Below are 26767 nucleotides of genomic sequence, written 5' to 3' on the forward strand. Positions count from 1 at the left end.
TAATAAGATGTTGTCATTGTTAAAATCTTTAAGAGAGTACAAAAAAGAGGCAATACTTGCACCTTTTTTTGTATCGCTCGAAGTTTTTCTTGAAATCTTCATACCATATCTTATGGCTAACATAATTGATATAGGCATAAAAAATTCCAACCTTCCTTATGTAATAAAATTAGGCATTGTATTGCTTGTTATGGCAGGATTTTCACTATTTTTCGGTATACTTGCCGGAAGATATGCTGCAATATCCGGAGCCGGACTTAGCAAAAATATAAGACATGATATATTCTATAATGTGCAAAATTTTTCTTTCAAAAACATAGATAAATTTTCCTCATCAAGTCTTGTTACAAGACTTACTACAGACATATCCAATGTGCAAATGGCATATATGATGGGAGTTCGTACAGTTGCAAGAAGCCCTATAATGATAATAATGGCTCTTATAATGTCAATGAAAATAAATCTTAAAATATCTTTGATTTTCTTGATAAGCGTACCACTATTAGCAATAGTACTGATTTCTATTGCAAAATTAGCTCACCCGTACTTTATAAAAGTTTTTAAAAATTATGATGTTTTAAATAATACAGTTTCAGAAAATGTTAACGCTCAAAGAGTTGTAAAATCATTTGTACGAGAAGATTATGAAAACCAAAAATTCAAAAATCTATCAAAAAATATATATGATTTATTCATAAAAGCTGAATTGCTTGTAGCATCAGTATTACCTGCTACACAAGTTGTAATATATACCGTAATAATATTAATTTTGCTAAACGGAGGAACAAGTATTGTCATAGGAGATATGACAACAGGTCAACTCACAAGCATAATAGTATACGCCTTACAAATACTCACATCTGTAATAACTTTGTCAATAGTTTTCATCTTGTTGATAATAGCTGAAAGTTCAATAGAAAGAATAAATGAAGTGTTGAATGAAAAAACTACTATGGAAAATCCTGAAAACGGAGAAAAAGTTGTAAAAGACGGAAGTATAGAGTTTAAAGATGTATCATTCAGTTATAGCGACAATATGCAACATCTTTCACTCAAGAATATAAATTTAAAAATAGAAAGTGGACAAACAATCGGTATAATAGGTGCAACAGGTAGTTCCAAATCCACTCTTGTTCATTTAATACCAAGACTATATGATGTAACACAAGGCGAAATACTTGTAGGCGGTGTAAATGTAAAAAACTACGATTTGGAAAAACTCAGAGACAGCGTATCTATGGTATTGCAAAAAAATACACTTTTCACAGGAACTATTGCCGAAAATATAAAATGGGGTAATGAAAACGCAAGTATGCAGGAAGTGGAAAATGTATGTAAAATGGCATGCGCAGATGAATTTATAAACGAATTTCCCAATAAATATGATGAGCGGATATACGAAGGTGGAAACAACGTATCGGGAGGACAAAAGCAAAGGCTGTGCATAGCAAGAGCTCTCCTTAAAAACCCTAAGATACTAATATTAGACGATTCTACAAGTGCAGTTGACACAAAAACTGATGCAAGAATAAGACAAGCCTTCGCAGAGGATTTAAAAGACACTACGAAGATAATAATAGCTCAAAGAATATCATCTGTAGAAAATTCAGATAAAATAATAGTGCTTGATGACGGAAAAGTTGTAGGATATGATACGCCTGAAAATTTGTTAAAAAATAATACAATCTATAAAGAAACATATGAAGCACAAAAAAAAGGAGGTGTTATAGATGAAAACTAAAGACAATTCACAAAGCACACTGAAAAGATTAACAAACTATATATTAAAAGATCATAAAGCAGGTTTTATAGTAGTATTCATCTGTATACTCATAAGTGCAATAGGTTCAACGGCAGTAGCCTTTTCTTTCAAAATATTGCTTGATGGCTATATAGTTCCCCTATCACAACAAATCACACCTGACTATACAAATTTTTATAAAGCATTGATGATACTCGGCGCAGTTTTTTTGACAGGTGTCGTTGCAAGCTTCATATACAACAGACTTATGGCAAAAATAGGTCAAAATATATTAAAAAAACTTAGAGATGATATGTTCTCACATATGCAAAATTTACCTATAAGTTATTTTGATAAAAATACAAACGGCTCTATAATGAGTTTATATACAAATGACACAGACACGCTAAGACAGATGATAAATCAAGCAATACCGCAAATATTACAATCAATATTCACAGTAATAGTAACTGTTATATCAATGATTATATTAAGCCCTATTTTAACAGTTGCAGCAGGTATTATGGTGATAATAATGTTTTTTGTTGTTAGAAAAATGACATCTATAAGCGGTAAATTTTTCGGATATCAACAAAAAAATATAGCAAGCATAACCGGATTTATAGAAGAAAGAATTACAGGTCAAAGAGTTGTAAAAATATTCAATCATGAAGAAAAATCAAAGCAAGAATTTGACGAATTAAATGAAAAGTTATTTGAAAGCGCAAAAACTGCAAATATCTATGTAAACAATATACCACCTGTTATCTCCAATATAGGCAACATAACTTTCGTTATAACGGCTGTATTCGGTGCAATATTATCTATAAACAACATAGGCAACATAACAATAGGCGTACTTGTATCATATCTCCAATTCTCTAAAAGTTTTACACAACCCTTTATGCAAATAGCACAACAATTAAATTCAGTAGTGTTGGCATTAGCCGGTACCCAAAGAATATTTGAACAGTTGGATGAACAAGTAGAACAGGATGAAGGTTATGTTACACTTGTAGATATAGAAAAAGACGAAAAAAACGGAATAATACCTGTTCCATACAAAACAGGTATGTGGGGCTGGAAACACCCTCACAGTGACGGACGTGTGACATATGAAGAATTAAAAGGCGATATAAAAATATTTGATATGGATTTCAGCTATGTAGAAGGTAAAAAAGTATTACAAAATATATCATTATATGCAAAACCCGGTCAAAAAATAGCCTTTGTTGGTGCAACAGGTGCAGGCAAAACTACCATAACAAACCTTATAAACAGATTTTATGACATAGATGACGGCAAAATAAGATATGATGATATAAATATCAACAAGATAAAAAAAGAAAGTCTTAGACGCTCACTCGGAGTGGTATTACAAGATACCAAACTATTTACAGGAACTATTGCAGAAAATATAAGATACGGTAAATTGGACGCAACAGACGAAGAAGTAATAAATGCTGCAAAATTAGCTCAAGCAGACGGTTTTATAAATATGCTTTCAGATGGATATAACACAGTAATATCAGGCTCAGGAGAAGAATTATCTCAAGGTCAAAAACAATTAATATCAATAGCAAGAGCAGCCATCTCCAATCCGCCTGTACTGATATTGGACGAAGCAACATCAAATATAGACACGAGAACAGAAGCAATTGTTCAAAAAGGTATGGATAATTTAATGAAAGGCAGAACGGTTTTTGTAATAGCACATAGACTTTCAACAATCAAAAACAGCGATGCAATAATGGTACTTGATCATGGAAGAATAATAGAACGTGGCAACCACGAAGAACTTATCGCTCAAAAAGGCGAATACTACAAACTATATACAGGTAAAACAGAATTAGACTAAAGGCAAAAAGTGTACTGCAAATAAATGCAAGTACACTTTTTTAATATTTTCTATTACCTATATAAGTTGCAAGCTGAGCAAAAAAACTCATATCTTTGTCTTTTATTTCAGATATTTCATCTATAGCGCTATTTACATATCCATTAAGTTTTTCTTTAGACTTTTCTATACCGAAATACTTAGGATAAGTATTTTTTCCTTCATCTACATCTTTACCTACACTTTTTCCAAGTAATTTTTCATTACCTATAATATCCAGTATATCATCTGATATTTGAAATGCCATACCCAGATTATAAGCATATTTTCTTAAATGTTCCATATCATTTTCATCTGCATTTGCCAAATATCCTGCCGATACCATAGAAGCAATTATAAGTTTAGCGGTCTTATTTTCGTGTATATATTCGAGATTACCTGAGCTTATATCTTTATTTTCATTTATTATATCACTGACCTGTCCGCCTATCATTCCATATATACCTGCACAATTTGATATTTCTTCACACGCTTTTACAGAATTTATTTGAAAATTGTTTTTTATAAACTTAAATAACAATTCGTATGCAAAATTGAGAAGTGCATCTCCTGCAAGTATAGCTATGGCATCACCATACACCATATGATTTGTAGGTTTACCTCGCCTTAGAGTATCATTATCCATAGCCGGCAAGTCATCATGTATGAGCGAGTATGTATGTATCATCTCTATCACGCAGGCTACGTCTAAATATTTTTTAACATCTATATTATATGATTTTAAAACTTCAACAAAAATACAAGGTCTTATCCTCTTTCCACCGGCTGAAAGTGAATATCTCATAGAATCTAATATCTTAGATGAATATGTCAAATTTATATTCATAAGCTCCATTAATCTATCTTCTATAAGTTTTTTATCAGCTTGCATAACATTTTTAATGTCCATTTTATTTTTCTCCATTTTATTTTTATACTGTTATAAACATATATATTTTTTAAATATTGTTCCGTACCAAATAATATCTATATACTGTTTGGATTATCTTATAACCAAGTATAAACTATGCCTATAGCGATATATTTCATAAATATACTGAATATAGGATAAATCAATGTTTTCCTTTGTATATTCAAATATTATATCTTTGATGTATTATAACATATATTAATACTTTTGTAAAAATGTACAATTTGTTCTTATTTACTTTTCAATCTTTTTATTATATAATTGCTTTCAAATCATAAAATGTATAATCAGTTAATTTACATCTCTCCTATAATTTTTTTATATTGCCTCTTTTTTAGACATTATTATTTTTAAAAATTAATTGATTATATATTCTGTATCTGTAAATTACAAACTTTGACATATATTTTAACCTACAATGCTATAAAAATTTAAATACTGTATTTACTGCTTTTTAATAAAGCAAATTTTTCTAAATTTTAGGAGGAAATCAAAATGGATATAAAAAATACTAATATTTCCACTCAATGTGTACAGGCAGGTTATTTACCGAAAGGTTCTGCTGAGCCTAGAGTTATGCCTATAGTACAATCTACTACTTACAAATACGAAAATTGTGACGCTTTGGCTGCTGCTTTTGACTTGCAAGCTCCAACACCTATATATACAAGACTCGGTAATCCTACATTGTCCTTTTTGGAAGAAAAAATAACAACATTGGAAGGTGGAGTTGCTGCTGTTACAACTGCATCAGGACAATCCGCAATACTTTTTTCAGTACTTGCTCTTACAAAATCCGGTGAAAATATAATATCCTTAAATAATATTTATGGTGGCACTCATACTCTTTTTGCAAGCACATTGAAAAATATGGGAATAGAAGTAAGGTTTGTAAGTTCATCTGCTACTGCAGATGAGATATATTCATTAATTGATGACAATACTAAACTTGTCTATGCTGAAACTATAGGCAATCCGGCTTTGGAAGTATTGGATTTTGAAAAACTCAGCTCTATTGCTAAAAAAGCCGATATTCCACTTGTAATAGACAATACTTTTGCTACTCCATATCTTTGCAGACCTTTCGAATTAGGTGCAAATATAGTAATACACTCCACTACAAAATATATGGACGGACACGCTACTTCAGTAGGCGGTGTAATAGTAGACGGAGGTAATTTTAATTGGGAAAATGGAAAATTCCCACAACTTTCAACTCCTGACGAAAGTTATCACGGCTTAATATATACAAAAGCTTTCGGAAAAGCTGCATTTGCTCTTAAAATAAGAGCAGGACTTCTTCGTGATATAGGTTCAACAATGAGTCCTTTTAATGCCTTTTTAACAACACTTGGGCTTGAAACTTTACACCTCAGAATGGAAAAACATTGTGAAAATGCACTTAAAGTTGCTAAATATCTTGAAGGACACGAAAAAATAGAATTTGTAAACTACCCTTTACTTGAAAGCTCTCCTTCTTATGAACTTGCAAAAAAATATCTGACAAAAGGAGCAAGCGGTGTAGTAGCATTCGGAGTAAAAGGCGGAAGCGACAATGCAAAAGCATTCATAGACAATATGAAATTAGCTACATTAGTAACACACGTTGCTGATGTTAGAACTCACGCACTTCATCCTGCAAGCACTACACATAGACAATTATCCGAAGCTGAACAAATAGCAGGCGGTATCTTACCTAATCTTGTAAGATATTCTGTCGGCATAGAAGATGCTGATGATATAATTGCCGATATAAAACAAGCATTAGAGAAAATAAAATAGCTCCCTATAAAAAACACTTGACTTTTTTTGTTAAGTGTTTTTTCCATAATTTTACAAATTTATTTATATGTTTTTAATTATTATAATATTAAAAGGGTATGGATATTAAGTAATAAAAAATATGTTAGGAGTTTTGATATGCCGATAATAATACCAAAAGATTTACCAGCTTATGATATATTGGAAAAAGAATCCGTATTTATAATGAATGAAGCAAGAGCTACAAGCCAGGACATACGTCCGCTAAAAATAGCACTGCTCAACCTTATGCCAAAAAAGATAGTTACTGAAACGCAAATACTTAGAATGCTCGCAAACAGTCCTTTGCAGATAGATGTGGACCTTGTTACGTTGGAATCCCACGAAAGTAAAAATACAAAAAAAGAACATCTGCTTAAATTTTATAAGACATTTTCACAGATAAAAAATAACAAATATGACGGTATGATAATAACAGGAGCTCCTGTTGAGCATATAGATTTTGAAGAAGTTGACTACTGGGATGAACTTACAGAGGTTTTTGAATTTTGTAAGACAAATGTCCATTCAACTATGTTTATATGCTGGGCATTTCAAGCGGGGCTTTACTATTATTACAAAATACCGAAATATACTTTATCGGAAAAACTGTTTGGAGTTTTTGAACATCAAATAATAAAAAGAAAACCTATTGTAAGAGGATTTGATGATGAATTTTTTATTCCACATTCAAGACACACTACTACAAAAATAGAAGATATAGAAAAAATTGATGAACTTGATATAATAGCAGCTTCTAAAGATGCAGGTGTGTATATGTGCATGTGTGAAGAAAAGAGATTTATATTTGTATCAGGTCATGCAGAATATGACAGATATACTCTTGATGAAGAATACAAAAGGGACTTGGCACTTAACAAAGATATAAAAATACCACAAAACTACTATCCTAACGATGATATTTCTAAAAAACCGTATATGAATTGGAAAGCTCATTCAAACTTATTGTTTTCCAATTGGCTCAACTACCATTTATATCAAACAACACCATATGATATAGACAAAATATAAAAATAATACTGTTATATCAAATCCAATAAAATTATGTGTATATTAAAAATATACTGTAATAAATCATATAACTTATATAAAATAAATAATTTAAATAGATTTTAGTGTTATACAATTTAGATATTTTATTTAATTGGATAACACTTGTATAAAAAAAATGGTTATATCATCAAAAAATATTGAAATATAACCATTTTTTATCTTCTTATTTATTATCTTTGTCATTCTTTTTATAGTTGGCTATTTGCATAAATTTTTCAGGCCCATAACCACATATCGGACATTTTTCCGGTGGAGTTTCTCCATCATGAATATAGCCACATATTGTACATTTCCAGCTTTTAATGATAAACACCCTCTTATCGTTTTCATTACAGTATTCTTTTTTATAAAAATACTATAACAACAATTTTAAAAAAACTAATCAATATTACAAAATTTATCTAAAATTTTAAATAACTGATAATAGTTAAAAATCTATGCTTTTCTCAATTTTTGTGAACATTCTCTACAATATCCGTTGAATTTTACATCATGGTTTTCTACATCAAAACCATATTTTTCTTTTATAACATCTTCCAACTGATCAAGCAAATCTTCTTCTACTTCTATTATCTTAGAACAGTTTTTACATACCAAGTGGTGATGATTATGTGCATTTTTATCCAATGTCAACTCATATCTCACACATCCGTCATCTAAATTAAGTTTGTTTGTATATCCTAACTTGTCCAGCACCTGCAATGTTCTGTACACTGTGGCTAAACCTATCTCAGGACATCCTCTTTTTACCACGTCATAGATTTCTTCACTGCTCATATGTTTGCCATGTGCATTTAAAAGCACTTCCACTATGTTTCTTCTTTGATGAGTTAATTTGAATCCTTCTTCTTTAAGTCTGAACTTCAACTCTTCTAAATAAGAATTTTCATCAGTAATTTTAAGCATATTCGCCTCCATTTTATTATTAAAAAATCTCCACCATAACTATAATCAATATTTAAAAAATAATTTTCAACCTGCCATTTTTATAATATTTATTTTATGTTAATAAATGTTCTATCCCATATGGCAATTAATTATCATTTGATATGTATATATAATTATACATATTTGCCTAATATATATCTTGTTTTCTATTATATATAATCAATTGAAAATAGTCAATAGGTATTTTTTAATTTTAAAAAATATTGCATATATGTCTTTAAAATGCTGATTTTATATGGTTTATAGTTTTATTTTCAAGAAAGACTTCTATTATATCAAATGATATTCCATCGTAGTTTATATCTGTCGTACTTAAAAATATTTCCGCATTTTTCCTAATCTTTTTTATTTTTACTCCATTAACAGCCTCATACGGTCTTCCAAAGTTGTCATTATTCCTTGATTTTACTTCTATAAAACTTAAAATATTATCTTTTTTTGCTATTATGTCTATCTCTGCAAATTTTGTTCTATAATTCTTTTGAATTATCTTATATCCTGTTTTTCTGAGATATTCTTGTGCCAACTCTTCTCCTTGTTGTCCTTTTATAAAGTTGAATATTTTCATAACTGCTCACTGTCCAACTTTGTTATAAACAACAATACTTGAGCCACAGCCTCATATAATTCTTGCGGAATATTTTCGTCTATTTCTAAATTGCTTAGCTGAGATGCAAGTTTTTTATCTTTATAAACAGGTATATTATGCTCCTTTGCTTTTTCCAATATGTTTTCAGCTACTTTTCTTTCCCCTTTTGCAATAACTTTGGGAGCTATATCTTCGCCTTCGTCATATTTAAGTGCTACGGCTTTTTTTTCTTCCCTCATAATTTCTCCTAATTTTTTACGGCTATATCCACATCTCAAAACTTTTTAAATTTTTATCATCGAATAACACATCATTTATTAGCTTATGCGATTTATTTTCATTTACACGAACATTTATATTTATATTGGAAAATCCTATGGTTTTCAATATATCTTTTAATTTTGATATATTATTATCAAATAAATTTTTTACATTTTTATCTTGTGTATAAAAATCAAGCTTTAAGCTGTCTTTTTTATCGTAGTTTACCATAGCTTTCACGTTGCCGTAATTCATTGTATCTATTGATAAGCCTACATTTATTTCATCTTGTTTTTTTAGGCTTTTCTTTCCTTTTTTCATATAATACTGCAATACATTTTCGTAGTTTTCTCCTACTTTGAACGGTATGACATTATAATTATATTTTTCTGCCATATTCATTAATAGATCCAATTTGGGTAATACCTGTTTTTCTATTGCTTTTGCTGTATCGCTTTGAGATGAAAATATACTTATTATATCTTTTATTTCTTCTTTTGCTTTTTCATATTCTACTTGCAAATCTGACTTGTTATATTTACCGTTTTGCTGTATCTTTTTTATGAGTCCTTTTTCTATATTTTTAAGCATTTCTGTTATTTCATCCGATTTTATCTCTTTTTGTAATTTAGGATTTTTTACAGATTCTTTTATAGTGTCTGTTAGTATATTTTCTGAAAAATCTTTAAATTCTATATTTTTAAAGGCTTTATTCAGATTTTCCATTTCTTTGAAAGACAGTTTTTCGGCGTTTTCCAAAAGCACATTTGTCGTTTTTACAAAATTATTTTCATCTTTTTGTTCAACTTGTATATTTGTAATATTTTCCAATTCTGATCTGAGATTTCGACTAAATTCTTTATCATTTATAAGGTTATTCATTCCGATTATATCATCTTGTTTGACATTAGCCTTATTTAAAACATCATAAAGCGATTTTAAATTGTTCACATTTACTTTTAAACCGAGATTTTTAAGAAGCAATATGTCTTTTAAATCAGTTTCTTTATTTAATACCGCTGTTTCTGATTTATTTGTTAAACCGAAATCTTTTCTTGTTTGTAATTCTTTTAACAATTCATTTAAGTTTTTTTCGTTATCTCCATTTTCCAAGTTTACTGCAAATTCATCGCTTTTCAATAAATTCATTGCAAAATTAAGTTCTTTAATCTCTTCAAACTGTTCTTTATTTATAGGCATAGATGCTTTCATCATCTGTTTTATAAGTTCTTTGTTATCAGGAGTTATCTGTTTCCCAAGTTTGTTTAACATATCTTCTATCTTTAAGTCTACTAATGTCTTTTGATTTTTTTCGTCTATTTCAGGTTTTAACAACAATTCTCCATCTAAACCTATCATTAATGCAAACGACATTTCCTGCCCTACAAAATTCTCCATTGGAACAGTCGTTGTTGCAGAAAATTGCTTGCCTGTAGATGTCTGTATCAAAACTATATTTTGGTTGACATCTATTATTCTCCCTCTTACATTTTCGCCTCTATTGTTAAGTTCATTTACTTCACCACTTGGTTTTTGTGGCATAAATTCGGGTCTGTATCCTATGGAATCTATGTCTATTCTCACCGAAAAAGTCACCTCCTTCAAACAATATTCATAATTATAAATCGTAGATAAAAGTCATTAATTTTATTCATATTTTTATTGCATCGCTTTTAGCATATTAATATTATTTTCTAATAAAATTATAAATAAATCATATAATTATTACATTAACATACATACTCTATTTTAAAAAGTAATTATTATGAATTTTCATTATTCTATAAGATTTTAGTATAAATCATCCTCTAAATAGGTTTTTGTATTTAATTTTTATTTTATAAAGATAAAACTTCATTGAATAACTATGTATAATTTTATCAAATATTAAAAATGCTAAAGTTCCATATTATTAAGTATTCCTTTTAAAATTATAAGCTCTTCTTTGTCTAAGGTTATACCTTTTCCCATACTTTCATGCTCTTCATCCCAAGTTCTTATGTCGTATTTCGCTTCTCTATTATTCCAAGATACAAGGTTAAGTTCTTTTGTCCAGCCGTTTGCCGCCTTGCTAAGCTCTCCAAAGCTTTCTTTTATATCAAATGTTATTTTTGCCATGTGTTTATCTCCTGTTTTTCATGATTTTATACTGTTATCTAATTTAAATATAGATACTCTTTAATAGAATACTTAATTGCTTTTCAATCCAAATTGTTAACTCTTTTATAAATATCTGCTTTAAATGTATTTATAAAAAAATACCTTTATCAAAATATATTTGTACATATCTTAATTTAAATAGTGTTTAGTATAATGATATATAATTAAAAATTCTTTATTAATATCACGCAAAAATATAATATCAACTACATACCGATATTATCAAATCATTCATTTTAAATGTTTTTATATCTTCTTTTAAGCTGTCTATTTTTTTTATATATGAAATATTTAAAGCATATTTTTTTATATATGCTTCTTTTTTTGTCCATATTTCAAAAAATCTCTTATTTTGCTCTAATTTTGATATAGATGATAATATATATTTCCTCTCATCTTCAAAAAAATACCTATCTACTATTCCACTATAGTCTTTATCAGTTAATATCTCTATATCTATACCTATCTCATCGTAAGAAAACACTGCAACCATATAGTTTTTTTTATGGGACACACTATATTTTATATCAGAATTTTTAATATATGGTTTACCGTTTTGCCCTCGTATTATTTCTATATCTGAAAAATTCATAAAATAATACTTACTCAATATATATTTTACATAGTCATCTGTTTTAATTTTTTTATTTAATCGGCTCAAAAAAATATATGTTTTCATAGTATCACTCAAAAATTATTTTTGTTATATTATAACATAGTTCATCTTGAATTTACAAATATTTAGAATACATTTACAACTTTTTTTAATTTCTTTAAAAAAACATATTGACTTAATTAAATTTATGAAGTATAATCTATACCATTAAAGTATAAAAACGTTGAAAAAGGAAAGTAGTTTAGATATGTATCTTCAGAGAGAGAATGTTTGGTGAGAATTCTCGTTACAGTTTATACGAAGTGCCCTTTGGAGTTTTGCACCGAAGTTTTTTGAGGCTGCAACGTGTTTCTCACGTTATAGAGATTGGATATGTCAGTATCTGAAAAGGTGGGTTATTGTATAATCAATTGGAGTGGAACCGCGGAGTTTATTCGTCTCTATCATACTTATGTGTGATAGAGATTTTTTTATTGCAAAATTCATCAAAATATATTTTCACTTTAATTTTTTAAATTACTGTTTAATAAATGTAAATATACTTTAAAAATTCATATGATTATTTTAAAATTTTTATTAAAAGGAGAAAAAGCAATGATTTACAACAACATAACACAAACTATTGGAAATACACCCGTAATAAAACTTAACAAGCTTAATCTTGGAGATGATACAGCTGATATATATGTAAAATTGGAATATTTCAATCCTGCCGGTTCTATCAAAGACAGAGCTGCTTATTATATGATAAAAGGTTTGGAAGAAGAAGGACTGCTAAAAAAAGGAGATACAGTTGTAGAGGCTACAAGCGGAAATACCGGAATAGGTCTTGCACTTGTTGCAAAAGCTCTTGGATACAATGCTCTGTTTACTATGCCTGAATCCATGAGCATGGAAAGAAGAAAATTGTTAATTGCGCATGGAGCAAAACTCGTTTTAACTCCTGCAAAAGAAGGTATGAAAGGTGCAATCCAAAAAGCTGAAGAGCTTTCAACTCAAGACGGTTATATAATGGCAAAGCAATTTGAAAATAATAATAATGTAAAAGCTCATATAAATACAACTGCAAAAGAAATATTGGCAGATTTTGATACTCTTGACGCATTTGTAGCAGGTGTTGGAACAGGCGGAACTATAACAGGCGTAGCAAAAGCACTTAAAAATAACAGCTATCCTACAAAAATAGTTGCAGTAGAGCCTAAAAATTCTCCTATATTATCCGGAGGGCAACATTCCCCACACAAGATTCAAGGAATAGGTGCAGGATTCATAGCCGATATAACTGACACTTCTCTTATAGATGAAATCATACAAGTAAGTGATGAAGACGCATTTAAAAATGTTAAATTAGTCTCTGACAATGAAGGGATATTATTTGGAATATCATCAGGTGCAGCTTTGCAAGGGGCTATTGAAATAGCAAAAAAATTGGGCAAAGGAAAAAAAGTCTTGTTTATTGCACCGGACGGCGGTAATAGATATTTAAGTGTAGAAGGATTGTTTGATATAAATTAAAAAAGGAAGATATACTATGGGCGAACATATAAAAAATAATGTACAAATTGAGGATTTCGTAATGCTTAATAATAAAAATTATAATATATTTGAAGATATGATTGAAAATATAAAGACTGTAAAAGAAAAAGATCCGGCATCTACGGATTATTTTAGCATTTTTGTTAATACCCCATCTGTTCATGCCGTATTTTGGCACAGAGTTGCCCATTTCTTACACATAAATAAGTTTAAATTTATAGCAAGGTTTATATCACAAATAGCAAGATTTTTTACCGGTATAGAAATTCATCCGGGAGCAAAAATAGGAAAAAGACTCTTTATAGATCATGGAATGGGTGTAGTAATAGGAGAAACAGCCGAAGTAGGAGATGATGTGCTTATGTTCCATGGTGTTACACTCGGAGGAACCGGCAATCATACCGGAAAAAGACATCCTACTGTTAAAAACAATGTTATGCTTTCCTCAGGTGCAAAAATACTCGGACCTGTTACAATCGGTGAAAATTCAAAAATAGGTGCTAATGCAGTAGTGTTAAAGGATATCCCTGATAATGCCACAGCTGTAGGTATACCAGCAAAAGTAGTAAAATTAAACGGTATAAAAGTAAGCGAATAGATTACAAAAAAAGCTTTAAGCCAAACAAAATACTTTGACTTAAAGCTTTTACTATTATCTGATAAGCATATATATTTTTAAACATATTCTTCTTTTGATAATTCTTCCAAAACTTCTTTACTGTCATCCAAGGATTTCACATACAAGTCGCTTATATCACTGTAATTTAAATTTAATTCATCACATAGATTTTTTAATTCATCCCAATAGCCTGCTTCATACGATTTAACAAGATGAAGTATTTTAGCCAAATCACCCTTATCATGTATCAATGCTTCTATTATTTCCTTAGATAAGTCTAATGAGCTCACTATATCTTCCATAGGCATCTCAAAAAGTATATCGAATAAATCAACCATTGCAACAAGTACTGCTTCTCCTATAATATCTTTGAATCTCGGATTTTTTGCCAATGCATTTTCTACAAAAGCTGTTCTTACTATTATACTCTTTATTACTTCTTTGTTTACATTTTCTTTATTATTGCCTTTACTTCTTGTACTCGCTTCTTGAAACAGTAATATTTTTAACCACTTATGCAAGCTGGCATATCCAAGCAAAGTTACAGCTCTTAAAACAGAGTCTATTTTAACATATAAATTTGCTCGAACTCCATTAGTTATCTGTATTATCTTAAATGAAAGTATAGGATCTCTTTCGATATGTTTAGCTATTTTATATAAATCTACAAACTTTTCTCCATTTGCAGAAACATCAGGTTTGTTCAACATCAACAATATATCTAAACAAGTTTTTACATTTATAGATATATGATTTCCTTTATGAACTATAGGTTTAGCATAATGATAGCCTTGAAATAATTTGTAATTAAGTCTTACTGCCAAATTGTGCATATTTTCATTTTCCACTTTTTCAGCCAATAAGATTTTTTTCTTAAATTTTTCTCTTCTTGAAAGTTCTATTATTTCTTTCACATTGTTTTCTATAAAATCCACTTTTATATAATCCGCTATATCTACAAATTCTTCATATGGATAATTTATAGTATAATCATCTAAAGCTATCCTAAATCCTAACCTCTTTAATTGCTGTATTCTGTTTATTATTATTTTATCCGGCTCGACACTTTCCAATATCTCTATAACATGCTCTCTTGGAGATAATATATCTATTATATTATCCAATAAAAGCTTTCTGTCAAAGTTAAGAAATATTCTTTTCGACGCCATTTCAACATCAAACTTTGAAAATAGAGTATTTGCATTTATAAGTACATCTATCGTCTTTTCAAAATTTGTACTCTGGTCATCTTGTTTTGTATTTCTATATAAAAGTTCGTAAGCTACAACCTTGTTATCTACTGTAAATATAGGTTGTCTTGCAAAAAGTGCATCCATCTATTTTAATCTCCTTTTGATATTTCTTACGTATCAGTTATAATCAACTAATTAAAATATCACATACTTCTCTAAGAGAAGAATTCTTGTTGAATTTTTTCTGTCCATATTTGATTTTATTATTTATATCAAATAAATACAATAATTTCATAAAGGAATTTTTATCTTTTACTAAATTATTGGAATATAAAGCATCTGTAACACCATACTGACTGTTTTCTATTTGTTTTAATGCTTTGTTTAATTCATAAGAACTGGATATATAGCCATATTTTTCCAAAACTTCCGAATATCTATATCTGTCAAAATTTAATATTTCCATAATGAAAAGTATATCATTTTTATGTGCATAAATCCCATTTTCTACAAGCAAATCAGCTATTTGAGAATTGGACATATCTTGCCTTATATCCAACACTACCTTCTCATTATCTGTTTTTTCTATTTCATTTTTTGCTGTATTCTTGGTTTTCAAATCATTTATACTTCTATTCAGCTCTTCTATTTTAGTGTCCTTCTCAATAAGCTGCGATTTTAAACTCACATTTTCATTAACCAGTCCTAATCTTTCTTTAGAGGTATTTTTATTAAAAGAAAAAAATATAATCCCTATTAATATGGATATGCAAATTCCCATAGACATACCCAAAAAATAAGATTGTTTAAAAATATTTTTCTTCATATTAAATCAAACCTCTCATTTTTAACATAAGTTCTACTTCTTTTATACTCTTATTGGTCTTTTTAGCTATCTCTTGTATATTCATTCCACTTTTTATATAACTTGCAGTCTCATCAAATTCCATAACAGGTAAATTCTCTAATCCTTCAATTCTCGCTGTTATATCTTTAATGTCTGATTTTATATCTGATAACTTTCTATCTATAAGTATAAGTTGTGCTTCTATCTTAGAAGTATCTGAAATTCCTGAAAAATCAGAATTTTTAAATCTAAGATATGTAAATATGTTTATGAGTATTGAAACTGCCAAGAATACACAAATAAGAATCATTTGAATATTATTCATATTATTATCCTTCTATGACTACTTCGTTTCCTTTTAAATAGAGCTTACTTGGTCCCAAGAAGTCATTTATGTGTTTTGAAAATTTTAAAATTGTTATGCTTACTCCAGGATAAATAGTATCCTTTGCCATTATATAACTGAATTTATGGTGTGACATTTCTTCTTCCAGGTTGTTTATATCTTCTTGTATTTTAGCTATATTTTCCAATATTGAGTTATATTCTTGTACTGATTTTGCAAATTGCATTTTTTTTGTATCATCCATAGAACCTCTTTCCATGATTTGCTTCCCTGCTTCTATAGCCGGAACCATTCTTTTCAGTTCTTTTTCCAGTTTAACAAGAGTATTTTTTTTCTCAATCATCATAGCTTCTTTTGCAATATCAACACCTAATGTTATGTCAGTTTTTGTTCCCATATGTGAACCTAAGGTAGACGTTATTATTGAATCTTTTGCTACTACTTCTCCGCCTGCTATTACCCCTTTTTTCTGATTAAGAGTTATTTTCCCGCCGGATATTACATTGGAATGTATTATAAAATCCGTATTTATATTAGAATTTACAAACACATTTGCATTTTCAATAAATTTACATATTACGGAGCCATTTACTACTACCTTAGTTGTTTCACTACCTTTTATTCCACCTTTTACTACAAGGTCTTTACCAACTTCTATATCACTTGATTCTATCACTCCATTTACATCTAAGGAACCTTCCGCCTTGACTTTAAATCCGCCTTTTATATCACCGGAAATAAATATATCTCCACTAAATTCTATATTTCCAATAGATGTATCTACATCTCCGTTTATAGTAAGAACCTCACTTACAGAGATTTTAGAATCTATAATTTCCACTATTCCATCAGTTTTTGCAACTGCATTTTGTTCACTATCATCTATACCCACATTTTTGCCAAGTAAAAACTTTATATCTTTTCCCAAAGGTGCTACAATAGGCTCTCCTTTTATATCTTTGCCGTCTATACCTCTTTGTGCAGGTATTTTAGTTGCAATTATATCCCCTCGTTTTACTTGATGAAACCAATTTAATGATTTAAAATCTATATTACCGCTTTCATCTTGAACAAGGTTTATCTTTTTTGAAAAATCATATTTATAAATTATTTTAGCATCTTCACCTTTTATAGGAGGTTCACCTACTGCAACAAGAGTTGCCTTCATAATTTTATTACTTATTATATTTTTTATACTATAATATTCTATTCCAAATTTTATCCCATTTTCTTGCAAAAAAGATATGACATCTTCTTCGCTTGGAAAATTAAATCCGTCATTATTATTTTTTGAAATTTCAATATATCCTTTTGTTTTATCCGCATTTATCCTCAGGTGTACAATATAGTCTCCAATAGTTTTTTCCACACTACTAAGCTTCAGTGCCAAATTCTCACCTTCTTTATTGATTTAGAATTTTTTTTATCTTTATCAAACATGAGCTTATTATTTGAGATATTCTTGATTCAGATACACCTACTATCTCTGATATTTCTTTATACGTTAAATTTTCATAATAATATAAATTTATTACCAATTTTTCTTTTTCTTTTAATGTGTCTATGGCTTTTGCAAGCTCTTTTATAGTATCTTTATATATTAAATTTTCTTCAGGAGAGTTTTCTTTTTTATCATCCATTATTTGTAATTTATAATTTTCTGTTATCTCATCTTCTATAGAAACTATATTATATGTGGTAGTTTCTTCAAATAACTCATCCACTTCTTTTAAACTTATTTGCATATACTCAGATATCTCTTGTCTTGTTGCTTCTCTACCTAATTGTGACTCTAATTTTTCTATTGTTGTATTCAAAGTCTTCATTTTTTTTCTTATGCTTCTTGGAATCCAATCCAAGTTTCTTATCTGATCTATAATTTCCCCTCTTATCCTTATAGAAGCATATGTTTCAAATTTTATATTTTTTGTATAATCATATTTATCTATAGCATCTATAAGCCCTATTACGCCATATCCCATAAGATCATCATATTCTATTTTTTGGGCATAATAATTAAAAAGCTTTCCGGAAACTATTTTAACAAGTCCTATATAATTTGTTATTATCTCTTCTTTCAATTGTTTCTTTTTTAATTCATCCGTTTCTTTTTCATATAGAAACCAAATACTAGCATTTTCATTCAATTATGCCAACCTCCTGTTTCAAAATATAAACTTCAGCATCAAAAAAACAGAAAGAGTCCAAAATAATAAACCTCGTCAAATATTCATATATCTAAAAATCTTGACCATTTGATCTATTAAAATCTATTTCGTCAAATTCATAATTTTCTTTTTCTTGACTTGATGAATTATTATCAATATAATTTGATGTATTTTCTATATTTTTGCTTTCCGGATTTTCTTTTAATAAATCTTTTATTTCATCTTCACTCGCATCTATATCAAGTTTAAAGGTATTACCATCACCATTTATATTGTCATTTTCAATTCTTAGTGAACTCAATATAAAATGCACCAATGTATATATAATATTCACACATATTAATATGAATATTGTATCGCTTATATATTCTATAAGTGATATTTTATTCAATATAGCATATATAAGCGTTAACATTGCAAATATATAATTCAAAAAAATATATATGATAGGATTAAATTTCATATAAATCCTCCATTATATTATACTTTCTCCTTTTCCTATACTCTTAATATGGAGATTAGTTGTTGATACATCAAATGTAATTGTTCTACCGCTGTTACCGAGTATATCCTCTGCCACTATAGGTATATTCAAAGCTTTCAGTTTTTCTTTTACTGCCATTGCATTTCTCTTACCTATGTTCAATGTATCTGATTTTAAAGATATACTGAACATTTGTGCGCCCCCTGCAATCTTTGCTTTTAGTGCTGATTTATTCACATTTGCTTTTAATAAATCAGCCATCATCAAATCCAAACATGTATCTGCAAATTTCATCTTATTAGTGTTATTTTTTATTTCCTGACTGGAAGGTAGCATAATATGTGCCATACCTGCTATTTGCTTTGTTTTATCATATATAACTATGCCTATACAAGAACCTAAACCCAATGTTATAAGAGAATCCGGGGATTTAGCAATCTTATAATCAGCCATTCCAACCTTTATAACATTACTCATATTATAGCACTCCTAATTGTACAAACAATTTTTCAAACGAATCTAAATCCGGCATGAAAAAGAAATAGCAATTAACATTTTCTCCTTCTATATCCAACTTGTTTTCTATTAAAATCAGTTTATCTGAGTCTATACCATATTCTACTGCAGGTACGCTTAATATTGACGATACCATATCTATACAAACTGACGGTATAGATATATTTATAAATAGACTTGAAAACATTGATATTGCATTTACATATCCACTTGTCATAATATTTCCAAGCTCTTGAACAACTGATCTTTCCATATCATTATACATGAAATTTTCAGGTTCTTGTCCAATAAGTGCCTTAATCAATTTACCTGCCGATTCTTTGTCAAGCAATGTAAGTATCGTTCCTTGAATATCTCCTGTGAAATTTATATAAACTCCTACAGTTATTTCTTCTTGGTCACTGAACATTTCCACGACCTTTTGAGTATCAATAACTTCAACGTTCGGTACTTGCATATCTACTTTTTTACTTATCATATTAGACAAGGATGTAGCTGCATTGCCCGAACCTATATTCCCTATTTCTTTCAGTAGGTCTAAGCACATACTATTAATATTGTCTATAGTAAAATTCATATTCCTTACTCCTATTTTAATCCACAATTTAAGAAAACACAAAAATCAAGACAGTTAATTATCTCAAATTTCTATATTCCTAAAACTTTATCTACGTCCAACAATATTATCATTCTATCATGATCTTTTGCAATACCTTTAACATAAGTTTCTGATATATTGTTGTCAAATGATGAATGCTCTATGGCTGACGGATCTATATCTTTTACTTCATAAGTAGAATCTACCACATAGCCAATCATCATATCATTCAATTTGTTAACTATTATTCTTGTTTCAGCATCCGCACTTTTTTCTTGAAGTCCTAATCTGATTCTCAAATCTATAACAGGAACTATCTCTCCTCTTAAATTTATAACGCCTCTTATATGACCATCAGTTTTTGGAACTCTTGTTATTTCCATATCTCTTTCTATAGTTTCAACGTTATCTATCTTTATCGCATAAAACTCATCTGCAAGTTTAAATATAACATATTGATTTTCATTCATTATAAACTCTACCTCCTACCTTAAAATATCTCATTTGTATCTATTATAAGTGCTACTCCACCATTACCCAGTATAGTAGCTCCGGCAATAAGTTTTACAAAACTTAGGTAAGGTCCTAATGATTTTATTACTATCTCTTGCTGACCTATTAGAGAGTCTATAATAAGTCCAATGTCTTTTTCGCCTTTTCTTACAATTACAACAGTTACATTGCCCTCTTTTCTCTCCTGATTTTCACAATCCAATACTTCGGACATTCTTTTAAGTTCAAGAGGTACTCCTCTATATAATATTATTTCTTTATCTTCTATATTTCTTATATCTATTGTATCAATATTAGTTATCTCTTTTATATTGTTAAGAGGTATAGCATATTTTTCATTTCCTACTATAACAAGCAATGCCTGTATTATAGCAAGTGTGAGCGGTAGTCTTATTATGAACGCTGAACCTTTATCTTTTTCTGTTCTTACTTCAACCGTTCCGCTTAGTGATTCAATTTTAGTTTTAACAACGTCAAGACCGACTCCTCTACCTGACACATCACTTATTTTATCAGCTGTAGAAAATCCTGCTGCAAATATCAATTCTGCCGCCTTATTTATTTCAAGTTCATCAGCTTGTGCTTGAGTTAAAATTCCTCTTTCTATTGCTTTTTGTTTTACTTTTTCTGTATTTATACCTGCTCCGTCATCTGTAACTTCGATAACAACCGTATTTCCGTCTTGATATGCAACAAGTCTTACAGTTCCTACCTCAGGTTTACCTTTTGCTATTCTATCTTCAGGAGATTCTATACCGTGGTCAGCTGAATTTCTAAGCAAGTGCACCAATGGATCTCCTATTTCATCTATAACGGTTCTGTCTACTTCTGTTTCCTCACCTGCCATTATAAGATTTATTTCTTTATTAAGATCTTTCGATAAATCTCTTACCATACGTGGAAATCTGTTAAATACCCTCTCTATAGGCACCATTCTAACTTTTGTAACTGCGTCATGCAAGCTTGTAGTTATTCTTTCAAGATATTCTATAGCTTCTGTCATATTTTGACGTTTTGAAAAAATCTCATTATCTTCAAGTCTTGTTTTAACTATAATAAGCTCACTTACCAAATTCATAAGATTATCTAATCTATCTATATCTACCCTTATAGTTTTACCTGATTTCGCTTTTTTATCCGCAGGAGCTTTTGCCGCCTGAGCCGGTTTTTTAGGTTCTTCCTTCTTAGGTTGCTGAGCTTGAGGTGCTTGAACGGTTTCTTTCGGTTGTTCCTGCTTTTCTTCTTCTTTTTCAGAATTTAGAAGTTCAATATCAAAATTATCAACTAAAACCTTCTCTACTTCTGAAACCCCTTCTATACTTGATTTGATTTCATCAATTGTTTCATGAGTCAAAAGAAGTATAGTAAAATGTCCTTCAAAGCTGTCTTTTTCTATATCATCTGATGACGGATGAGAATATATTACCTCTCCTGCATCTTCAAGATTTTTGAAAACTATGAATGCTCTCGCTGATTTTAACATAGAGTTTTCTTCTAAATCAACCTCTATCTTATATAAATTATATCCGTCTTTTAACATCTCTTTTGCAGAAGCATAAAGTGCTTCTTTGTCTTCTTTTGAAATTTCAAATGACAAATCTGATGATTGTGTACTGTCTTCAGTTTCTTTTACCGTATTTTTATTTGGTTCAGATGCAGCTCCTCCTCCAAGTGAACCTCCTTTTTCCAATACATCAAGTCTGTTTATTATATCAGATATATCTATCTGTTGTTCTTTTCCATCGCTTTCTATTGTTTTTACCTGTCCTTCTAATATATCAAGTCCTTCAAATAAAATATCTATCATATCTCTGTTTAGGGTAAATTTATGAGATCTTATTCCGTCTAATATATTTTCCATCTTATGAGTAAGTTTAGCTATTATCTCAAATCCCATGGTTGCAGACATTCCCTTTAGTGTATGAGCCATTCTGAATATCTCATTCACTGTATCCAAATTTTCCGGATCCTCTTCTAATCTTAACAAAGCTTCATTAAGATTTTGTAGATGATCTTTTGACTCATCCAAAAAAATATCAATATATTGATCAAAATCCATCATAATTTATACCCCCATAATTTTATTGATTTCATCTGCTATTTTATTCAACGGAACTATAAAATCCACCTTTCCTGTTTCGATAGCAGCCTTCGGCATACCAAAAACAATGCAAGTCTTCTCATCTTCTGCAATAGTTTTCGCTTTTTTATCAATTTTTAAAGTTTCTAAGCCTTTGGCTCCGTCATTTCCCATACCTGTCATAACAACAGAAACCACTTCTCTAACATTACTTTGAGAAACCGAAAACATCATTGCATCTACTGACGGTTTATGTCCATTAACATTTTCAGAATCATCTAAAAATATTTTAAATTTATCCACCCCAAAAGATTTAATTTTCATATGAATCCCTCCGGGTGCAATATATGCCCAACCATTTTTTAATACCTCTCCATCTTCAGCTTCTTTGACCTTAACATTTGAAATTAAATCCAATCTATCTGCTAAAGACTTCGTAAATCCTTTCGGCATATGTTGAACTATCAAAATAGGTGCATTCACTTTACCGGATATATTAGGTATAACTTCATGCAAAGCTCTTGGACCTCCTGTAGAAGTTCCTATTGCTATAATGGTCTTTATTGTGTCTGCATTTTTTATTGTATTGTATTCATTCGGTGTCTTAATATGATTGTTATTTCGAGAAAGAGACAGACTTGAATATCTAACCATTTTCATATTGGCTTTTCGAGCATTTTTTATCTTATCTATTATACCCGCTTTCATCTCATCTGAACTTACAGAAAACACATTTTTAGGTTTTGTTATAAAATCAACCGCTCCTAAATTAAGAGCATCCAATGTTATCTGTTCTCCTTCTTTTGTAAGGGAACTCATCATAACAACAGGTGTAGGACAAACTTTCATTATTTCCTTCAATGTCGTCAAGCCGTCCATAATCGGCATTTCTATATCTAATGTGATAACATCATATTTATTTTGTTTGATTTTCTCTATTGCTTCTTTACCATTTTTTGCTTGATCAACAACTGCAAAATCATCATCGCTTCCAAGTATATCTTTCAATAACTTTCTTATAAAAGCTGAATCATCCACATTTAAAACACGAATATTTTTAGTCATTAGAAAACATTCCTTTTTTTATTCCTTCTCTTTGCTTATCAAATATAAACCTTATAATTTCATTTCTGTCTTTTTCCAAAATATCGATAAATTGTAAGCTTATTTCCTTCATATCTCTAATATCAGTATTGTCTATTTTTACTACTTTTGCATCAAAACTGAATTCTTTGCTTTCAAGTTTAAAATCTAATTTTACTATATCATTGACCTCAAAATTCTGTTTTGAAAGCAGTTTTATTCCTCCACCGCTTATATCAACAGTCTTTGTTTTTTCAACTACAACATCATCTACTTTTCTTATCACAATATCCATAGATGTCAATAATCTAAAGAAGTTTCTTCTTTGTATTTTTCTTATATCAGATACTTTTTTTGCTCTTATAAGCGGAATGTTATTATCATCTCTTATTTTTTCAATAACTTCCAAATCAACACTATACATACCCAAATTTTCGTGCATATATACCATGTTCACTATAGAGCCGTTTATCAACAATACCAATTGTGTCTTCTTTAACGGAGTTTCAAGCAAAAACATACCATCGTCTTCAATCCCTACTATTTTACTTGCATACTCTTCCATTTCTCCTGTTATTTTTATCTTTGTCAATTTTACATTTTGCCATATTTTCGGATAATTTGATGTCAATATAATTCACCTCTACCTAAATAATCCCTTGAATTTATCCATAAATTTTAAAAAGCCTCCTGTTGTAACTTGTGTATCAAGCATCTTGTCACATATAGAATGTATACATTTAGCAGCATTGCTTGACGGCAAAAAATCTACAAAAGCTTTTTGGCTTTTAACTGCTTTTGATACCGCAGAGTCATTATATATATATCCTAAATATTTAAGTTCCTTATTTATAAACTTTTTTGAGACAGAATTTATATTTTCAAATACAGCATCCGCTTCTTTTATCGTATCAGCTCTATTAACTACAATATTTATGGTTTTTTTAGGGTTTTTCTTTATAATCATTTTTATAAGTGCATACGCATCTGCTACTGAGGTAGGCTCACAAGTTGTAATCACCACAACCTCTTCAGATATATGTGTAAATGCCGTTACCACATTAGATATTCCGGCACCTGTATCTATTATTATATAATCAGCCATATCTTTAAGCTGTGCTATAGAATTTACAACTTTATTCAATTTATTATCATTGACATTTGCCAATTCCAATATTCCGGATCCTCCTGATATGAGCTTGATTCCGTTATCCATTTCAATTATTATATCTTTTATATCAAGTTCATTATTTATAAGATCCAAAAAGCTGTTTTTTGATACTATTCCGAATAATATTTCTATATTTGCCAATCCAAAATCAGCATCTATTATTATTACTCTTTTACCTCTTTTGCTAAGTTCAAGTGCTATATTAGTAGTGAAATTTGATTTACCTACTCCACCCTTTCCACTTGAAACACATAAGACCTTAGGTCCTTCTATATTTATATCTTCTATTTGTGAATTGTTTACAAAATCTCTCAAACCTTGAGCTTGGTCATTAATCATTTATATATCTCTCCAATCAATTCACTAACATAGGTTTCTAAATTAAATACCTCTATGTCATCAGGAACATTTTGACCAAACGCTGTATATGCAATATTTTTTTTAGTTTTATTCATTATATCAAGCAAGTTTCCATATCTTTTTGTTTCATCCATCTTAGTAACTATTATATCATAATCTTCAATAAAATTATATATATCTATTATATCATATATGTCTGATAAATTTATATTTGCACTTATAACAATATAAATCTTTTTATTATATATATTATCCAATACATTTTTTAAATCTTCCACTTGCCCTTTGTTATTATGAGATCTTCCTGCAGTGTCTATAAATACAACATCTCTATTTGACAATCTTTCAATAGCTGTTTTCAAGTCTTGTATTTCATAGGCTACTTCTATAGGAGATGAAAGTATCTCAGCATAAGTTTTTAACTGTTCAACTGCTGATATTCTATAAGTATCTAAAGTCAAAAATCCAATTTTTTTTCTTTCTTCTATTGCCTTTTTTGAAGCTATTTTGGCAAGTGTAGTAGTTTTTCCGACCCCTGTAGGGCCGACAAACACTATATGCTTGATATCATCATAGGAGGGTTTCTTATTGTCTGATAACATATCAATAATTTCAGATTTTAAATTATCGTATGATATTATTTTACCACCTTTTCTAAGGTTTGTAACTATTTCTTTTGAAAATTGATAAGAAAGTCCCACATTTATTAATTTATCAATAGCTTCTTTTTCTTTTTTATATTCCTCTTCTTCTTCCGGAGTTTTAAATGTATCATTTATCTTCTTGCTTAACTGCAGTACTGTGTTTTTTATCTCGTCAATATCTTCTTTTACTTCCATAGTTTCTTTTGATATATCCGGTTTTGTTTCAATTTGAGGTTTAATTCTTGAACTAACAAAATTTTTTTCTATAAAATCTTCTTGTCTTTTTTCCTTTATATCGTTCATATTTTCTATATGTGATTTAAAGTCTAACTTATTAACATCTCTAAAAGCATTTATATTTTCCAATCCTCTATCATTTGAAACAATGTTATTTCTACTACTCACAGTTTTAGGATAGGCACTTTTTTTATTAACCTTAGCTTCATTATCAAGTGCAGCCAATATTTCTATGGCTTCTTTTTGAAAAAATCCCAAAAATCCACCACTCTTTACTCTATTTGTCTGTAAAATTATAGCATCGTCACCGAATTCCTTTCTTATCAATGCCATCACTTGAGCTGTATTTTCTCCGGTAAATTTTTTTACTTGCATT

28 protein-coding genes and 1 other annotated feature are annotated in these 26767 nt (G+C 29.4%); of the genes, 6 read left to right on the forward strand and 22 right to left on the reverse strand.

The genetic code is table 11. The features are described from left to right. The first annotated feature begins 7 nt into the window (after positions 1–7). Both HMPREF9630_RS02965 and HMPREF9630_RS02970 read left to right on the forward strand, forming a co-directional pair. Positions 8–1741, forward strand: coding sequence for an ABC transporter ATP-binding protein (locus HMPREF9630_RS02965; RefSeq protein WP_009527048.1), 1734 nt, complete (start codon positions 8–10; stop codon positions 1739–1741). After that, positions 1731–3599, forward strand: a complete 1869-nt coding sequence (locus HMPREF9630_RS02970; protein ID WP_009527049.1) for an ABC transporter ATP-binding protein — start codon at positions 1731–1733, stop codon at positions 3597–3599. Before HMPREF9630_RS02965 ends, HMPREF9630_RS02970 begins: the two co-directional genes overlap by 11 nt. A gap of 40 nt (positions 3600–3639) precedes the next feature. Here HMPREF9630_RS02970 and HMPREF9630_RS02975 read toward each other — a convergent pair whose 3' ends face one another. Further along, the gene (locus tag HMPREF9630_RS02975) at positions 3640–4527 is read right to left on the reverse strand and encodes a polyprenyl synthetase family protein (protein WP_009527050.1); all 888 of its coding nucleotides are present in this window, start codon (positions 4525–4527) and stop codon (positions 3640–3642) included. A 516-nt stretch (positions 4528–5043) separates the two neighbouring features. Between HMPREF9630_RS02975 and HMPREF9630_RS02980 the strand changes: the two genes are divergently transcribed. Both HMPREF9630_RS02980 and metA read left to right on the forward strand, forming a co-directional pair. Then, complete coding sequence (locus HMPREF9630_RS02980) at positions 5044–6330, forward strand: O-acetylhomoserine aminocarboxypropyltransferase/cysteine synthase family protein (RefSeq protein ID WP_009527051.1); 1287 nt, start codon at positions 5044–5046, stop codon at positions 6328–6330. A 138-nt stretch (positions 6331–6468) separates the two neighbouring features. Further along, entirely contained in the window at positions 6469–7380 is a 912-nt protein-coding gene (gene metA / locus HMPREF9630_RS02985) for a homoserine O-acetyltransferase MetA (RefSeq protein ID WP_009527052.1), read from the forward strand. A gap of 205 nt (positions 7381–7585) precedes the next feature. Here the strand turns inward: metA and HMPREF9630_RS02990 are convergent, their stop codons facing one another. The 7 genes from HMPREF9630_RS02990 to HMPREF9630_RS03020 form a co-directional block, all read right to left on the reverse strand. Next, complete coding sequence (locus tag HMPREF9630_RS02990) at positions 7586–7735, reverse strand: rubredoxin-like domain-containing protein (protein WP_009531314.1); 150 nt, start codon at positions 7733–7735, stop codon at positions 7586–7588. A 122-nt stretch (positions 7736–7857) separates the two neighbouring features. Continuing rightward, positions 7858–8328 carry a Fur family transcriptional regulator gene (locus HMPREF9630_RS02995; protein ID WP_009527053.1) on the reverse strand — a complete coding sequence of 157 codons (471 nt, stop codon included), beginning with the start codon at positions 8326–8328 and terminating at the stop codon, positions 7858–7860. A 259-nt stretch (positions 8329–8587) separates the two neighbouring features. Continuing rightward, positions 8588–8938, reverse strand: coding sequence for a YraN family protein (locus HMPREF9630_RS03000; RefSeq protein ID WP_009527054.1), 351 nt, complete (start codon positions 8936–8938; stop codon positions 8588–8590). Next, positions 8935–9198, reverse strand: coding sequence for an EscU/YscU/HrcU family type III secretion system export apparatus switch protein (locus HMPREF9630_RS03005; protein WP_009527055.1), 264 nt, complete (start codon positions 9196–9198; stop codon positions 8935–8937). The genes HMPREF9630_RS03000 and HMPREF9630_RS03005 overlap by 4 nt, the downstream gene beginning before the upstream one ends. Positions 9199–9220: 22 nt before the next feature. After that, positions 9221–10804: a flagellar hook-length control protein FliK gene (locus HMPREF9630_RS03010; RefSeq protein ID WP_009527056.1), complete on the reverse strand. Its 1584-nt coding sequence runs from the start codon at positions 10802–10804 to the stop codon at positions 9221–9223. 312 nt (positions 10805–11116) lie between these two features. Then, positions 11117–11338 (reverse strand): YdbC family protein, encoded by a 222-nt coding sequence (locus HMPREF9630_RS03015; RefSeq protein ID WP_009527057.1) that lies wholly within the window; start codon positions 11336–11338, stop codon positions 11117–11119. A gap of 244 nt (positions 11339–11582) precedes the next feature. Continuing rightward, a complete protein-coding gene (locus HMPREF9630_RS03020; RefSeq protein WP_009527058.1) occupies positions 11583–12059 on the reverse strand; it encodes a 4'-phosphopantetheinyl transferase family protein in 477 nt (158 codons plus the stop codon). A gap of 151 nt (positions 12060–12210) precedes the next feature. Continuing rightward, positions 12211–12441: a binding site (T-box leader), on the forward strand. A gap of 149 nt (positions 12442–12590) precedes the next feature. Here HMPREF9630_RS03020 and cysK point away from each other — a divergent pair. Together cysK and epsC are read left to right on the forward strand one after the other, a co-directional pair. Further along, the gene (gene cysK / locus HMPREF9630_RS03025) at positions 12591–13511 is read left to right on the forward strand and encodes a cysteine synthase A (protein WP_009527059.1); all 921 of its coding nucleotides are present in this window, start codon (positions 12591–12593) and stop codon (positions 13509–13511) included. Between the two features lie 16 nt (positions 13512–13527). Further along, entirely contained in the window at positions 13528–14130 is a 603-nt protein-coding gene (gene epsC / locus HMPREF9630_RS03030) for a serine O-acetyltransferase EpsC (protein ID WP_009527060.1), read from the forward strand. A 77-nt stretch (positions 14131–14207) separates the two neighbouring features. Here the strand turns inward: epsC and HMPREF9630_RS03035 are convergent, their stop codons facing one another. The 14 genes from HMPREF9630_RS03035 to flhF form a co-directional block, all read right to left on the reverse strand. Further along, positions 14208–15488, reverse strand: coding sequence for an EAL and HDOD domain-containing protein (locus tag HMPREF9630_RS03035; RefSeq protein ID WP_009527061.1), 1281 nt, complete (start codon positions 15486–15488; stop codon positions 14208–14210). A 43-nt stretch (positions 15489–15531) separates the two neighbouring features. Continuing rightward, positions 15532–16170, reverse strand: coding sequence for a hypothetical protein (locus HMPREF9630_RS03040; protein ID WP_009527062.1), 639 nt, complete (start codon positions 16168–16170; stop codon positions 15532–15534). A 1-nt stretch (position 16171) separates the two neighbouring features. Further along, a complete protein-coding gene (locus HMPREF9630_RS03045) occupies positions 16172–16516 on the reverse strand; it encodes a hypothetical protein (RefSeq protein WP_009527063.1) in 345 nt (114 codons plus the stop codon). 4 nt (positions 16517–16520) lie between these two features. Then, positions 16521–17927, reverse strand: a complete 1407-nt coding sequence (locus HMPREF9630_RS03050; protein WP_009527064.1) for a DUF342 domain-containing protein — start codon at positions 17925–17927, stop codon at positions 16521–16523. Between the two features lie 13 nt (positions 17928–17940). After that, the gene (locus tag HMPREF9630_RS03055; protein WP_009527065.1) at positions 17941–18684 is read right to left on the reverse strand and encodes a sigma-70 family RNA polymerase sigma factor; all 744 of its coding nucleotides are present in this window, start codon (positions 18682–18684) and stop codon (positions 17941–17943) included. Positions 18685–18775: 91 nt separating this feature from the next. After that, a complete protein-coding gene (locus tag HMPREF9630_RS03060) occupies positions 18776–19168 on the reverse strand; it encodes a hypothetical protein (RefSeq protein WP_009527066.1) in 393 nt (130 codons plus the stop codon). A gap of 12 nt (positions 19169–19180) precedes the next feature. Next, the gene (locus HMPREF9630_RS03065; RefSeq protein ID WP_009527067.1) at positions 19181–19666 is read right to left on the reverse strand and encodes a chemotaxis protein CheD; all 486 of its coding nucleotides are present in this window, start codon (positions 19664–19666) and stop codon (positions 19181–19183) included. 1 nt (position 19667) lies between these two features. Then, positions 19668–20282 carry a chemotaxis protein CheC gene (locus HMPREF9630_RS03070; protein ID WP_009527068.1) on the reverse strand — a complete coding sequence of 205 codons (615 nt, stop codon included), beginning with the start codon at positions 20280–20282 and terminating at the stop codon, positions 19668–19670. 71 nt (positions 20283–20353) lie between these two features. Further along, on the reverse strand, positions 20354–20773 hold the full coding sequence (locus tag HMPREF9630_RS03075) for a chemotaxis protein CheW (protein ID WP_009527069.1): 420 nt from the start codon (positions 20771–20773) through the stop codon (positions 20354–20356). Positions 20774–20793: 20 nt separating this feature from the next. Then, positions 20794–22878 (reverse strand): chemotaxis protein CheA, encoded by a 2085-nt coding sequence (locus HMPREF9630_RS03080; protein WP_009527070.1) that lies wholly within the window; start codon positions 22876–22878, stop codon positions 20794–20796. Between the two features lie 3 nt (positions 22879–22881). Further along, a complete protein-coding gene (locus tag HMPREF9630_RS03085; RefSeq protein WP_009527071.1) occupies positions 22882–23961 on the reverse strand; it encodes a protein-glutamate methylesterase/protein-glutamine glutaminase in 1080 nt (359 codons plus the stop codon). Beyond that, positions 23954–24610, reverse strand: a complete 657-nt coding sequence (locus HMPREF9630_RS03090; RefSeq protein ID WP_009527072.1) for a flagellar brake protein — start codon at positions 24608–24610, stop codon at positions 23954–23956. The genes HMPREF9630_RS03085 and HMPREF9630_RS03090 overlap by 8 nt, the downstream gene beginning before the upstream one ends. 12 nt (positions 24611–24622) lie before the next feature. Next, a complete protein-coding gene (locus tag HMPREF9630_RS03095; RefSeq protein WP_009527073.1) occupies positions 24623–25489 on the reverse strand; it encodes a MinD/ParA family protein in 867 nt (288 codons plus the stop codon). Continuing rightward, positions 25486–26766 carry a flagellar biosynthesis protein FlhF gene (gene flhF / locus HMPREF9630_RS03100; RefSeq protein WP_009527074.1) on the reverse strand — a complete coding sequence of 427 codons (1281 nt, stop codon included), beginning with the start codon at positions 26764–26766 and terminating at the stop codon, positions 25486–25488. Before flhF ends, HMPREF9630_RS03095 begins: the two co-directional genes overlap by 4 nt. Between the last annotated feature and the right edge of the window lies 1 nt (position 26767).

Origin of the sequence: Peptoanaerobacter stomatis (genome assembly GCF_000238095.2) — a bacterium.
Taxonomy (GTDB): Bacteria; Bacillota; Clostridia; order Peptostreptococcales; family Filifactoraceae; genus Peptoanaerobacter; species Peptoanaerobacter stomatis_A.